At 68.0% G+C, this 12,960-nt stretch carries 13 protein-coding genes; 5 read left to right on the top strand and 8 right to left on the bottom strand.

What is annotated here, in order from left to right:
* Nucleotides 1-1,821: a glutamine--fructose-6-phosphate transaminase (isomerizing) gene (glmS, locus tag ACE3T2_RS08515; protein WP_374656690.1), complete on the bottom strand. Its 1,821-nt coding sequence runs from the start codon at nucleotides 1,819-1,821 to the stop codon at nucleotides 1-3.
* Nucleotides 1,822-1,931: 110 nt separating this feature from the next.
* On the opposite strand from glmS, the gene glmM reads away from it, so the two are divergent.
* Both glmM and ACE3T2_RS08505 read left to right on the top strand, forming a co-directional pair.
* Nucleotides 1,932-3,284, top strand: coding sequence for a phosphoglucosamine mutase (gene glmM / locus ACE3T2_RS08510; protein ID WP_374656689.1), 1,353 nt, complete (start codon nucleotides 1,932-1,934; stop codon nucleotides 3,282-3,284).
* Entirely contained in the window at nucleotides 3,284-4,300 is a 1,017-nt protein-coding gene (locus tag ACE3T2_RS08505; protein ID WP_374656688.1) for an adenosine deaminase, read from the top strand. Before glmM ends, ACE3T2_RS08505 begins: the two co-directional genes overlap by 1 nt.
* A gap of 72 nt (nucleotides 4,301-4,372) precedes the next feature.
* On the opposite strand, the gene ACE3T2_RS08500 is transcribed toward ACE3T2_RS08505, so the two are convergent.
* From ACE3T2_RS08500 to ACE3T2_RS08490, 3 genes are read right to left on the bottom strand one after another with little or no spacing between them, the layout of a single operon-like run.
* Entirely contained in the window at nucleotides 4,373-5,386 is a 1,014-nt protein-coding gene (locus tag ACE3T2_RS08500) for a DUF2891 domain-containing protein (RefSeq protein ID WP_374656687.1), read from the bottom strand.
* The gene (locus ACE3T2_RS08495) at nucleotides 5,364-6,314 is read right to left on the bottom strand and encodes a DUF979 domain-containing protein (protein ID WP_374656686.1); all 951 of its coding nucleotides are present in this window, start codon (nucleotides 6,312-6,314) and stop codon (nucleotides 5,364-5,366) included. The genes ACE3T2_RS08500 and ACE3T2_RS08495 overlap by 23 nt, the downstream gene beginning before the upstream one ends.
* Nucleotides 6,311-6,988 (bottom strand): DUF969 domain-containing protein, encoded by a 678-nt coding sequence (locus ACE3T2_RS08490; protein ID WP_374656685.1) that lies wholly within the window; start codon nucleotides 6,986-6,988, stop codon nucleotides 6,311-6,313. Before ACE3T2_RS08490 ends, ACE3T2_RS08495 begins: the two co-directional genes overlap by 4 nt.
* 252 nt (nucleotides 6,989-7,240) lie before the next feature.
* Between ACE3T2_RS08490 and ACE3T2_RS08485 the strand changes: the two genes are divergently transcribed.
* Nucleotides 7,241-7,396 carry a hypothetical protein gene (locus tag ACE3T2_RS08485; protein ID WP_374656684.1) on the top strand — a complete coding sequence of 52 codons (156 nt, stop codon included), beginning with the start codon at nucleotides 7,241-7,243 and terminating at the stop codon, nucleotides 7,394-7,396.
* A gap of 43 nt (nucleotides 7,397-7,439) precedes the next feature.
* Here the strand turns inward: ACE3T2_RS08485 and ACE3T2_RS08480 are convergent, their stop codons facing one another.
* The 4 genes from ACE3T2_RS08480 to ACE3T2_RS08465 all read right to left on the bottom strand — a co-directional run bounded on the left by ACE3T2_RS08480 (nucleotide 7,440) and on the right by ACE3T2_RS08465 (nucleotide 11,684).
* Entirely contained in the window at nucleotides 7,440-8,744 is a 1,305-nt protein-coding gene (locus tag ACE3T2_RS08480; protein WP_374656683.1) for a UDP-glucose/GDP-mannose dehydrogenase family protein, read from the bottom strand.
* Nucleotides 8,745-8,863: 119 nt separating this feature from the next.
* Nucleotides 8,864-10,363 (bottom strand): phosphomannomutase/phosphoglucomutase, encoded by a 1,500-nt coding sequence (locus ACE3T2_RS08475; protein WP_374656682.1) that lies wholly within the window; start codon nucleotides 10,361-10,363, stop codon nucleotides 8,864-8,866.
* Between the two features lie 95 nt (nucleotides 10,364-10,458).
* Nucleotides 10,459-11,421, bottom strand: a complete 963-nt coding sequence (locus ACE3T2_RS08470; RefSeq protein WP_374656681.1) for an SIS domain-containing protein — start codon at nucleotides 11,419-11,421, stop codon at nucleotides 10,459-10,461.
* 17 nt (nucleotides 11,422-11,438) lie between these two features.
* Nucleotides 11,439-11,684: a hypothetical protein gene (locus ACE3T2_RS08465; protein WP_374656680.1), complete on the bottom strand. Its 246-nt coding sequence runs from the start codon at nucleotides 11,682-11,684 to the stop codon at nucleotides 11,439-11,441.
* A gap of 108 nt (nucleotides 11,685-11,792) precedes the next feature.
* Between ACE3T2_RS08465 and gpmA the strand changes: the two genes are divergently transcribed.
* Nucleotides 11,793-12,503, top strand: a complete 711-nt coding sequence (gene gpmA, locus ACE3T2_RS08460) for a 2,3-diphosphoglycerate-dependent phosphoglycerate mutase (RefSeq protein ID WP_374656679.1) — start codon at nucleotides 11,793-11,795, stop codon at nucleotides 12,501-12,503.
* On the top strand, nucleotides 12,503-12,946 hold the full coding sequence (locus ACE3T2_RS08455; RefSeq protein ID WP_374656678.1) for a bifunctional diaminohydroxyphosphoribosylaminopyrimidine deaminase/5-amino-6-(5-phosphoribosylamino)uracil reductase RibD: 444 nt from the start codon (nucleotides 12,503-12,505) through the stop codon (nucleotides 12,944-12,946). The genes gpmA and ACE3T2_RS08455 overlap by 1 nt, the downstream gene beginning before the upstream one ends.
* The last annotated feature ends 14 nt before the right edge of the window (nucleotides 12,947-12,960 follow it).

Here is a 12,960-nt window from a genome sequence, read left to right as displayed (position 1 = left end):
CTACTCGACGGTCACCGACTTGGCCAGGTTGCGCGGCTGGTCGACATCCGCGCCCTTCTGGACGGCCACGTAATAGGCCAGCAGCTGGATGGGCGCGGAGAAGACCAGTGGCGCGATCAGCGGGTCGCACCTGGGCGCGGTCACCACCACGCGGGCGCCCGCCGGGGCGCTCTGCTCGCCCTCCGGGTCGGTGATGAAGACGACCTGTCCGCCTCGGGCCATGACCTCGCTCATGTTCGAGGCGGACTTTTCGAAATAGCTGTCGAAGGGCGCCAGGATCACGATCGGCGTCGCCTCGTCGACCAGGGCGATAGGGCCGTGCTTCAGCTCGCCAGCGGCATAGCCCTCGGCGTGGATGTAGCTGATTTCCTTAAGCTTCAGCGCCCCTTCCAGGGCCAGCGGATACATCGGGCCGCGGCCCAGATAGAGCACGTCGCGGGCCTTGGCGACCTCGACCGCGATAGCCTTCACCGCGTCTTCCAGGTTGATCGACTCAGCGATCAGGCGCGGCGCCTCCAGCAGCACGCGCACCAGGCGGTTCTCCTCGGCCTCGTCGATCTTGCCGCGAGCGCGGGCGGCGGCGACGGCCAGGGCGGTCAGCATGCTGACCTGGGCGGTGAACGCCTTCGTCGAGGCGACCCCGATTTCGGGTCCGCAGTGGATCGGCCAGATCACGTCGGCCTCGCGGGCGATGGTCGATTCCACAGTGTTGACCAGGGCCGCGCTCTGCATTCCCTTGGCCTGGCAGTAGCGGAAGGCGGCCAGGGTGTCGGCGGTCTCGCCCGACTGCGAGATGGCGATGGCCAGCGACCCGGGCCGCAGGGCCGGCTCGCGATAGCGGAACTCCGAGGCGACCTCGACGTCGACCGGCAGGTCGGCCATCCGCTCGATCAGGTACTTGCCCATCATGCCGGCGATGTAGGCGGTGCCGCAGGCGACGATCTGGATGCGCTCGATCTTGGCGAAATCGATGTCGCCTGGGATCGTCGTGCGGTCGGTCAGGGCGTCCACATAGGCCGCGATGGTGCGCTGGCACCCCTCGGGCTGGTCGTGGATCTCCTTTTCCATGAAGTGGCGATAGTTGCCCTTCTCCATGACCGCGGCCGAGGCTGCGAGCGTCTTGATCGGCCGGTCGGCGGGCGCGCCGCTGGCGTCGAAGATTTTCGCCCCGTGGTGGTCGACGATCACATAGTCGCCGTCGTCCAGATAGGCGACGCGGTTGGTGAACGGACCCAGGGCCATGCCGTCCGACCCGACGAACATCTCGCCGTCGCCATAGCCGACCGCCAGCGGCGGGCCGTTGCGCGCGCCCAGGATCACGTCGGTGTCGCCGCCGACCAGCACGGCCAGGGCGTAGGCGCCGCTCAGCCGGTCCAGCGTCGCCTTGAAGGCGGCCAGCGGCTCCAGCCCGCTCTGCAGGTACTCGTCGACCAGATGGGCGACCACCTCGCTGTCGGTGTCGCTGGCGAACTGGCGGCCCTTGGCCTGCAGTTCGGCCTTCAGTTCTGCGAAGTTCTCGATGATGCCGTTGTGCACCACGGCCACGCGGCCGGCGATGTGCGGGTGGGCGTTGCGCTCGGTGGGGGCGCCATGGGTGGCCCAGCGGGTGTGGCCGATGCCGGTCTCGGCGACCAGCGGGTCGGCCTCGAGCACCGCTTCCAGTTCGCGCAGCTTGCCGGGTGCGCGGCGACGCTCCAGCACGCCGTTCACCTGCGCGGCGACGCCGGCGCTGTCATAGCCACGGTATTCCAGGCGCTTCAGGCTTTCGACCAGGCGCCCAGCCACGGGGGACTTGCCGACGATTCCGATGATGCCGCACATGCCGTCGCAGTTCCTTTGCCGTTTGAAGGCGTGATAATCCTGAGCCGCCTTTAGCATTCGCAAACGCGGCGTCGACTAAATCTCAGTTTCGTATCGTTTCGGGAAATCGCATGACCAAACGCGCCTATTTCGGAACCGACGGCATCCGGGGCCAGGCCAACAGCCACCCGATGACCGCCGAAGTCGCCCTGCGCGTGGGCCTCGCCGCCGGCAAGCTGTTCATGTCCCAGGACGAGCGCCGTCACCTGGTGGTGATCGGCAAGGACACGCGCCTGTCCGGCTACATGGTCGAACCGGCCCTGGTGGCCGGGTTCGCCAGCGTCGGCATGGACGTGCGCCTGCTGGGGCCGATGCCGACGCCGGGCGTGGCGATGATGACGCGGTCCCTCCGCGCCGACCTGGGCGTGATGATCTCGGCCTCGCACAACCCGTATACCGACAACGGCATCAAGCTGTTCGGCCCGGACGGTTACAAGCTGTCGGACCAGCGGGAGCTGGAGATCGAGGCGCTGATGGGCGCGGGCCTGGCCGAGGGCCTGGCCGCCCCGACCGAGCTCGGCCGTGTCGCCCGCGTCGACGACAGCCAGGCCCGCTATGTCGAGATCGCCAAGGCGACCTTCCCGCGCCGCCTGTCGCTGGCCGGCCTGCGCATCGTCATCGATTGCGCCCATGGCGCGGCCTACAAGGTCGCCCCGGTGGTGCTCTACGAGCTGGGGGCCGAGGTCATCAAGATCGGGGTCAGTCCCGACGGCACCAACATTAACGAGGACTGCGGCTCGACCCACCCCGAGGCCGTCGCCCGGGCGGTGAAGGAATTCCGCGCCGACGTGGGCGTGGCGCTCGATGGCGACGCCGACCGGCTGGTGATCTGCGACGAGAAGGGCCACGTGGTCGATGGCGATCAGATCATGGCCCTCATCGCCGACTATTGGGCCAAGCGCGAGCGGCTGACCGGCGGCGGCGTGGTGGCGACGGTGATGTCGAACCTCGGCCTCGAACGCTTCCTGGCCGCCCGCAACCTCAAGCTCGAACGCACCCAGGTGGGCGACCGCTATGTTATGGCCCGCATGCGCGAGGGCGGCTTCAACCTGGGCGGCGAACAGTCCGGCCACATGATCCTCTCGGACTTCTCGACCACGGGCGACGGCCTGCTGGCGGCGCTGCAGGTGCTGGCCGTGCTGAAGGACGCCGACAAGCCGATGAGCGAACTGGCCCGCCAGTTCGAGCCGGTGCCGCAGATCCTGGAAAACGTCCGCTTCGCCGGCGGCAAGCCGCTGGAGACGGAGGCGGTCAAAGGCGTGCTGGCCGACGCCGAGCAGCGCCTGAGCGGCACGGGCCGGATCGTGGTCCGCGCGTCGGGCACCGAGCCGCTGATCCGGGTGATGGCCGAGGGCGATGACGAGACCCTGGTCAGCCAGGTGGTCAAGGACATCGTCGGGGCGGTGAAGAAGGCGGCGGCCTGATGGGCGATCTGGCCGCCTTCGTCCGCGGCCTGCCCAAGGCCGAGCTGCACCTGCACATCGAGGGCAGCCTCGAACCCGAGCAGATGTTCGAGTTCGCCCGGCGCAACGACGTGGCCCTGCCGTTCGCCAGCGTCGAGGAAGTGCGCGCCGCCTACGCCTTCTCCAACCTGCAGGACTTCCTGGACATCTACTACCAGGGCGCCCAGGTGCTGCTGAAGGAAGCCGACTTCCACGACCTGGCCACGGCCTATTTCCGGCGCATCGCCGCCGACGGCGCGCGCCACGCCGAAATCTTCTTCGATCCCCAGACCCACACCGACCGCGGCGTGCCGTTCGAGACGGTGGTCCGCGGCCTGTTCTCGGCGATGGATGAGGCCGAGCAGACGCTGGGCGTCACCTCGAAGCTGATCCTCTGCTTCCTGCGCCACCTCTCCGAAGAGGCTGCGTTCGACACCCTGGAGCAAGCGAAACCGTGGCTCGACCGCATCGCCGGGGTGGGCCTCGATTCGTCCGAGGTCGGCCATCCGCCGGCCAAGTTCGCCCGCGTCTTCGTCGCCGCCCGCAAGCTCGGCCTGAAGGTCGTGGCCCATGCCGGCGAGGAGGGACCGCCGGACTATGTCTATGAGGCCCTCGACCTGCTGGAAGTCGACCGCATCGACCACGGCAACCGCTCGCTGGAAGACGACGCCCTGACTGAGCGGCTGGTGCGCCAGGGCATGACCCTGACCGTCTGCCCGCTGTCCAACCTCAAGCTCTGCGTGGTGGACGACCTCAGGTCTCATCCGTTGAAGCGGATGCTGGACCTCGGCCTGCGCGCCACGGTCAATTCCGACGACCCGGCGTATTTCGGCGGCTATCTCGCCCAGAACTGGATCGAGACCGCGCAGGCCCTCGGCCTGACCCGCGACGAGCTGGTCGTGCTGGCGAAGAACAGCTTCACCGGCTCCTTCCTCGCCCCCGACGAGATCGCCCGCCACCTCGCCGAGATCGACGCTTACGTGGCGGCGCACCCGTAGCCGAAGCGAGTCGGCGACAATAGGTCCCGGACAAGCCCTGCGGGCTTTCCGGGATGACACCGTGTTGAGCTCTTAAGCCGTCAGCGCCAGCAGGGCGTAGGTCGCGAGCCAGTGCTCGCCCATATAATCCCCGGCCACGTGCTCCAGCCCCGCCGCCAAGTGTTTGTCGGCCGCAGCCAGGGCGACGCGGCGAGCCGGGTCGTTCAGGGCCAGGCTTCCGGCGATCGAGCGCCAGCACCAGGCGCGGGAGAGGTTCAGGCCGTCCAGATGGGCGATCTTCCCGTCGCTGCGGTCGCTCACCGTGGCGGGGGTGAAGAGGCTCGCCGGGCGCCGCTGGGCGGCTTCCGGCAGGAACCTGGAGAACCACAGGCGGAAATCTGCCGATGGCAGGATCCTGCGCAGGCATTCGGCCTCGATCAAGGTCGGCGAGAGGAAGTCGTCTCCGGACGGCTCCCAGGCCGCGGCGCCGGCGTCGGCGAGATACCAGCGGCGGGCCGTCGCCTCGATCAACTGGGCCAGCTCGTGGTCGTCGACCTGGGCGGCGTAGTCGTGGGCCAGGGCCAGCGCAAACGCCGTGTTGTAATGGGTTCCGGTGCGAACCGGGTAGGTCGCCTTGGGTAGGAAGGCCTTGAACCGATCGGCGAAGGCCTGGGCCAGCGGGCGCAGGTTCGCGGCCCAGGGATGGCCTTTCTGCCGCTCCAGTTCGGCGGCCAGCATCAGCAGCCATGCCCAGCCGTAGGGACGCTCGAACCCGCCGCTGGTCGGGCGTTGCAGGAAGGCGAGCTCGCCGGCGACCTTGTCGGGGGTCAGCATCTCGTTGAACAGGCTGGCGATTTCCCTACCGGCAGGCAGGTCGGCGACCTGCCGATAGAGGCTGGCCAGCAGCCAGTAGCCGTGCACGCAGGAGTGCCAGTCGAAGCTGCCGTGGAAGATCGGATGCAGCACGCGCGGCGGCAGCACGTCCTCGTCCCCGGCCAGCACCTGGTCGAGCTTGTAGGGATAGGGCTTGCGCACATGGCCCAGGGCCAGCCGCGCGAACTTTTCGGCAAGCGCTTGATTAAGCTCAGAAACGGAAGACGAGGACATACATCAGCGCCGTGTTGGCCAGGAGAAGGAGGAGGGCGGTCGGGACCTGGGCGCGGATCACGCCGTTGCGGTCCTTGAGCTCGAGCAGCGCCGCCGGGACGATGTTGAAATTGGCGGCCATCGGCGTCATCAGCGTCCCGCAGAAGCCCGAGAGCATCCCGATCGCGCCCATGATCGCCGGATCGCCGCCAAACCGCTGAACGATCAGCGGAAGTCCGATCCCCGCGGCCATGACCGGGAAGGCCGCGAACGCATTTCCCATGATCATCGTGAAGATCGCCATGCCGAAGGTGTAGGCCGCGACGGCCGCCAGGCGGCTGCCGTCGGGCAGCCAGTCGCTGGCGATCTGGCCGATCGCGGTCCCGACGCCGGCCGCGGCGAAGACTGCGCCCAGGGCGGCCAGCATCTGTGGCAGGACCGCGGCCCAGCCCACGGTGTCCAACAGCCGGCGGCCTTCCTGCAAGGGGGCCGAGGGCCGCGCCCGCAGCATCGGCAAGGCGATGGCCAGGGCGACGAACACTCCGAGGATCAGCGAGACCAGGGTCGCCTGCTTGGGATCGACCAGACCGCCCAACTCGGGGCGCTTGAAGGCGAATGTGCCTGCGAGCGCGGTCGCGGGAATGGCCAGGGCGGGCAGAAAGAGACGGTTTCCGAGCCTCGCGGCGCTTTCGGCCCGCTCGGCCGGCGTGGTGGTTCGCGGCTCGCCGCGGCCCAGGCCTCCGAAACCTGCGACGAGGACCATGGCGATGACGATCAGGCCGTTGGCGAGGTCGGGCAGATGCGAACCGAACAGGAAGCTGACCGCGAACAGGCCCCAGAAGGCCGTGTTCTTCCACCGCTTCGGATTTGTGGCGTCGCGGGCGCTGAGCACCGAGACGGCGGCGAAGAAGGCGCCGCCGATGACGTAGAGGATCTCCAGCCCGATCATGCGCGTCCCTCGGCCAGGCGGCGGGCGAGCTGACGGTCCAGCATCATCAGCCGCGTTCCGTGGACCAGCAGGGCGACGACCGCGGTCGGAATCGCCCAGACCGAAAGGTGCAGCGGCTCGACGATGATGCCGTTCTGCTCGAGGAAACCCTTGATCAGCAGGATAGAGGCGATGGCGATGAAAATGTCTTCGCCGAAGAACAGCCCGATGTTGTCGGCCGCCGCGCTATGGGCGCGGATCAACTGCCGGGTGTCGTCGGGCAGGTCGCCGTGATGGGTCTCGGCCGCCGCCTCGGCCATCGGCGCGATCAGCGGGCGCACCATCTGAGCGTGGCCGCCCAGCGAGGTGAGGCCAAGGGCCGCAGTCGCCTGGCGCAGAACAAGATAGAGCAGCAGCAGGCGCCCCGTCGTGGCCGCCCGGACCTGGCCGATCAGGGTCTTGGCGCGTTCCTGCAGACCAGCGCGCTCAAGCAGGCCGATAACCGGCAGCACCACCCAAACCACGCTGACATAGCGGTTTTCCTTGAACGCCTTGCCGAAAGTCTCGACGACCTCGACCGGTCCCATGCCGCCGGCAAGGCCGGTGACCAAGGCTGCGGCCGTCACAACGAGCAGCGGATTGAGTCGGGCCATGAACCCGATCACGACGACGACGATGCCGATGAGCGAAAGCACCCTGAGCCCCCCAAACCGCCTCTGACGGGCGGTGCGTGAACTCTAGCGATGCCTGAAGCGTCCGCAATCGGGCAAGACCATGCCCCGAATAAAAGGATGCGCTGAAATCCCAAGCACGGATCGAAGGCTCTTCTTGCGCGTATTTACCTCAGGAGGCGCAGGACTTTGCAGATCGGTTAATTCGTGTCAGCCTCCTTTGGTCCTCACCGCTCGACCGGTGGGGAACAAGAAAAGAGAGACTGGGAGCGAAATATGCCACGGAACGTCGCCTTCGGGGGCGGTTCGCGGGGCGCGGCGCGAGGTGTCACCTCGGTCGCCTGCCTCGCCTTTGTCGCCGCGCTGGCCATCGCCTTCTGGGCGGGAGCCCTGTGGATCGGCAACACGCTGATCCAACTGTTCATGCATTGACGTCGCCTGCCCCCGACCTCTGAGGGCAGGACGCCGCCCGATCTTAAGCCCGGCCGACCGAGGCGTACTTGAAGCCGCGGCTGCGCACGTCGTCGGGCTTGTAGATGTTGCGCAGGTCGACCAGCACCGGCGCCTTCATGATCTCCTTCACGCGCCCGAGATCGAGCGCCCGGAACTGATCCCATTCGGTGATGATCACCAGCACGTCGGCGCCCTGGGCGGCGGCATAGGGATCGTCCTTGAAATCCACGTCGCGCAGCAGCTGACGCGCCTCGTGCCCCCCTTCGGGATCGAAGGCCTGAACCTTGGCGCCCATAGCCTGCAGGGCCGGTACGATATCGAGGCTGGGCGCGTCGCGCATGTCGTCGGTGTTCGGCTTGAAGGTCAGACCCAGCACCCCGACGGTTTTGCCGGAAAGGTCGCCGGCCAGGGCGTCTGACACCTTTCCCGCCATGGCTTTCTTGCGGTTGTCGTTGACCTTCACCGTGGTCTCGATGAGGCGCACGGGCGCGCCGGCGTCGGTGGCGGTGCGCACCAGAGCCAGGGTGTCCTTCGGGAAGCACGAGCCGCCGTAGCCGGGGCCGGCGTTGAGAAACTTGTTGCCGATCCGCTTGTCGAGGCCGATGCCACGGGCCACCTGCTGCACATCGGCGCCGACGGCCTCGCAGAGATCGGCCATCTCGTTGATGAAGGTGATCTTCATGGCGAGGAAGGCGTTGGCCGCGTACTTGATCAGTTCGCTGGTCCGCCGTCCCGTGAACAGGATCGGCGTCTCGTTGAGGAACAGCGGGCGATAGAGCTCGGTCATCACAGGGCGGGCGCGCTCGTCCTCGATGCCGACCACGACGCGGTCCGGGCGCTTGAAGTCCTCGATGGCCGCGCCTTCGCGCAGGAATTCAGGGTTCGAGACGACGGCGAACTGCGCGTCGGGACGCTTGGCCTTGATGATCTTTTCGATCTCGTCGCCGGTGCCGACCGGCACGGTCGATTTCGTGACGATCACGGTGAAGCCGTCTATCAGCCCGGCGATCTCCTCGGCGGCCGCATAGACGTAGGAAAGGTCGGCGTGGCCGTCGCCGCGACGCGAAGGCGTGCCGACCGCGATGAATACGGCGTCGGCCTTCTTCACGGCCTCGGCGGCCTCTGTGTCGAAGAACAGGCGTCCGGCCCTGACGTTCTGCGCTACCAGCACGTCCAGGCCCGGCTCGTAGATCGGGATGCCGCCGCTGCGCAGGCGCTCGATCTTGCCGGCGTCCTTGTCGATGCAGGTCACGGTGTGGCCGAAGTCGGCGAAACAGGCCCCGCTCACCAGGCCCACATAGCCGGTGCCGATCATCGTGACGTGCATGGATTACCCTTGAGCTCGTTTACGCCCCGCCTTTCACCACGCCGCGGGCGCCCCCGCAATCACGTGCGATCCAGACCGGAACACTTCTCTTGCAGCGCAGCAAATCCCGCGCCGCGATGTTAGACTTCCTGATTGTAGGCGCCGATTTGTGGCCGTTTGGCCAAACGCGGCTTCACTTCCTGACGGAAGAGCGCGCGCATGTCGTCCTCGGACCGGGTGCTTTCGACCACCACCACGATCTCGGGCTTGTTTGACGAGGCGCGGACCAGCACCCACGAGCCGTCCTCCAGCGCCACGCGCACGCCGTTGACCGTGATCACCTCGACGATCTTCCGGCCCAGAATGGTCCCGCCGTCCTTGGCCAGGGCCTCGTACTCGGCGACCACGTCGTCGACGACACCGTATTTCTCCTCGTCGGCGCAGTGCGGCGACATGGTGAGCGAGGTGTAGGCTACCGGCAGGGCGGCCTTCAGCTGCGAGAGGGTCTTGTCGGGATTGCGGTCCAGCATGGCCAGCACGCCCGCCGCCGCGGTCAGGCCGCAGTCGTAGCCAAGGCCGATCGGGTCATTGAAGAAGAAGTGGCCGCTCTTCTCGAAGCCGGCCAAGGCGCCCAGTTCGGCGGTCTTGCGCTTTATGTAAGAGTGGCCGGTCTTCCAGTAGACGGTCTTGGCGCCGTTGGCGGCCAGCACCGGGTCCGTGGCGAAGAGGCCTGTCGACTTCACGTCGACCACGAAGGTCGCGTCCTTGTGCAGCGCCGAGAGGTCGCGGGCCAGCATCAGGCCGATCTTGTCGGCGAAAATCTCCTCGCCGGTGTCGTCCACCACGCCGCAGCGGTCGCCGTCGCCGTCGAAGCCGAGCGCCAAGTCCGCGCCGTGCTCTTTGACGGCCTTGGCCATCTCCTTGAGCATCTCGTGGTCTTCCGGGTTCGGGTTGTAGCGCGGGAAGGTCCAGTCGAGGTCGCAGTCCATCTCGACCACCTCGACGCCCATTCGGCGTAGAGCCTCGGGGGCGAAGGCCCCGGCCGTGCCGTTGCCGCAGGCGCAGACCACCTTCAGCGGCCGCTTGATCGAGACGCGCGAGGAGACGTCGGCGATGTAGCGCTCGGAAAAGCCCTGGATATGGGTCAGCGAGCCGCCCGGCCGGGCCACGCCCTGGCCGCCCAGCACGATCTCCTTCAGGCGGCCCATCTCGACCGGGCCGAAGGTCAGCGGGCGCTGGGCCCCCATCTTCACGCCGGTCCAGCCGTTCTCGTTGTGGCTGGCCGTGACCATCGCCACGCACGGCGCGTCGAGCGCGAACTGGGCGAAATAGGCGACCGGCGAGAGCGCCAAGCCGATATCGACAACCTCGCAGCCCGCGGCCAGCAGGCCGACGGTCAGGGCCTGCTTGATGGACAGCGAATAGGAGCGGAAGTCGTGGCCGACGACGATCTTGGTCTGACCAAGCTCGTGAATGTAGGTCCCAAGGCCAAGCCCCAGCGCCTCGACGCCCAGCAGGTTGATCTCAGGGCCGAACAGCCAGCGCGCGTCGTATTCGCGAAAGCCCGTCGCCTTCACCAGCGGGGTGATTTCGTAGTCGACCGTGTTCGGAACGAGATCGGCGCGCGGGGCTGGCAGCATCATAACTCCGTTATCTCAGGCTTCCGGGCTCTTAAAGCCGGCAGACCTTAAGGCCATGCCAACGCGGACGCGCAGCGAACGTTTCGTGACGATCGTCAGACGCCGGCGCGAACGAGGTCGTGCACGCGAAGGATTCCCACCGGCTTGCCGTCGTCAATGACGAACAGCACCGTCACCATCGGCAGCGGATCGCTCATCAAGGCCAGGGCCTCGGCGGCCAGCATCTGGGGCGGGGCGGACTTCTTGGGCCCAGGAGTCATCACCTGGCCTGCGGTGTGGGTCAGCAGGCCGTCAATGTGGCGTCGCAGGTCGCCGTCGGTGATCACGCCCTTCAGCGCGCCGTCCGCGTCAGTGACGCCGACGATGCCGAAGGCCTTTTCGGTCATCACCAGCAGGGCGTCGGCCATCGGCGTATCGAGCCCGACCAGCGGCAGGTCGGCCTTGCCGTGCATCAGGTCGCCGACCGTGCGCAGCATGGCGCCCAGCTTGCCGCCCGGGTGGAAGATCTTGAAGTCCTTGGCCGTGAACCCGCGTCGCTCCAGCAGAGAGACCGCCAGGGCGTCGCCCAGCGCGATCTGCAGGGTGGTGGAGGTGGTCGGGGCCTTGACCTCGGCCGTCACCTCCGGGGCGTCGGCCAGCTTCAGCACCACGTCGGCCGCCTGGCCCAGCGGGCTTTCGTCCGAGCCGGTGATGGCGATCAGCGGGATGTGAAAGCGCCGCGAATAGGCGATGACGTCGGCCAGTTCCGAATTCTGGCCGGACTTCGACAGCGCCAGGATCACGTCGCCGTCGGCGATCATGCCCAGGTCGCCATGGCTGGCCTCGTTGGCGTGCACGAAGAACGCCGGCGCGCCGGTGGAGGCGAAGGTGGCGGCGATCTTCTTGGCCACGTGGCCCGACTTGCCGATGCCGGTCAGGATCACCCGGCCCTTGGCGGCGTAGAGCAGGTCGACCGCCTTGGCGAAGGCCTCGCCCAGTCCGTCGGCCTGCTGACGCAGGGCGTCGGCCTCCGCGCCCAGCACGCGGCGGCCCACGGCGACGGCGTCGAATTCGGTCATGCTGGCGGGGCCTGTCATTACTTGGTGGGGCTGAGCGCTCGGGCCTGCATGTCGGCGACGGCCTCGCGCGCGGCGCGCAGCTTCTGTTCCGAGGCCTCGGTCTCGCGCTTCATCGCGGCCTGGGCTTTGGCCGTGCGCTGCACCGGTTCGTGGCCGAACGGACCGGGCGAGCGGTCGCCCAGGCCCTGGGGCCAGACGGCGGCCAGCGCCACCAGGGCGATGGCGAGCGTGGCGATCAGGGGAAAGAACAGCCGGTCGAGCATGGCGCCTCATATAACCAGCGCCGCGGCTGGGAGCCAGCGGACCTTGACGCCCCGGCGCGCGAGCCTTAGCCGAACCCGCAATCCCCTAACCGAGCGGAGCGCTGCGCCTTGCCGACCCTGATCCTTCTTCGCCACGGCCAGAGCCAATGGAACCTGGAGGACCGCTTCACCGGCTGGGTGGACGTCGACCTGACAGCCGAGGGCGAGGCCCAGGCCAGGAAGGGCGGCGAGCTGATCAAGGCCGCCGGCCTGCAGATCGACCGCGCCTACACCTCGGTGCTGACCCGCGCCATCCGCACCCTGTGGCTGGCCCTGACCGCAGCGGGCCAGGTCTTCGTACCGGAGACTAAGGACTGGCGCCTGAACGAGCGCCACTACGGCGGGCTCACCGGCCTGAACAAGACCGAGACCGCCGCCAAGCACGGCGAGGAACAGGTCAAGGTCTGGCGCCGCTCGTACGACGTGCCGCCGCCGCCGCTGGCGCCGGGCGGCGAGTTCGACTTCTCGAAGGACCGCCGCTACGCCGGCGCCGTCCTGCCCGACACCGAGAGCCTGAAGACCACGCTCGAGCGTGTGGAGCCCTATTGGCAAGCCGAGATCGCTCCGCACCTGTCGGCCGGCGAAACCCTGCTGATCGCGGCCCATGGCAACTCGCTGCGGGCGATCGTGAAGCTGCTGTTCGACCTGTCGGACGAGGCCGTCATCGGGGTCGAGATTCCGACCTCCAACCCCTTGCTGATCGAGCTCGACGCTAACCTTAAGCCGACAGCGGCCCGCTACCTGGATGAAGCGCGCGCCACCGCCCTGCCGCAGATCTGATGGGCGCGGCGGTCGACCAGCTCCACATGCGCCGGGCCATCGCGCTGGCCCGCGAGCATGTCGGCCTCACCGCCGACAATCCGAGCGTCGGCTGCGTGATCGTCAAGGACGGCGAGGTTGTGGGCGAGGGCGTGACCGCGCGCGGCGGTCGCCCCCATGCCGAAGAGCAAGCCCTTGATATGGCAGGGGAACGCGCGCGAGGCGGGGTCGCCTATGTCACGCTGGAGCCCTGCGGCGCACGCTCGTCGGGGGCCGCGTCCTGCTCGCAGCGTCTGGTAAGCGCGGGTGTCGCCGAGGTGGTGATCGCCTGCGAGGACGCCTCGCCGTTCGCGGCCGGCCAGGGCGCCGAGCGGCTCGTCGCAGCGGGCGTCGCGGTGCGCATGGGCGTGCTCTCGGGCGAGGCCGCCGCCCTCTACGCGGACTACCGGCCGGCCGCCAATTAACCACGGCAAAGCTA

It is taken from the genome of Phenylobacterium sp. (assembly GCF_041919955.1).
Classification (GTDB): domain Bacteria; phylum Pseudomonadota; class Alphaproteobacteria; order Caulobacterales; family Caulobacteraceae; genus Phenylobacterium.
This window is presented reverse-complemented; position numbering and strand designations above follow the sequence as displayed.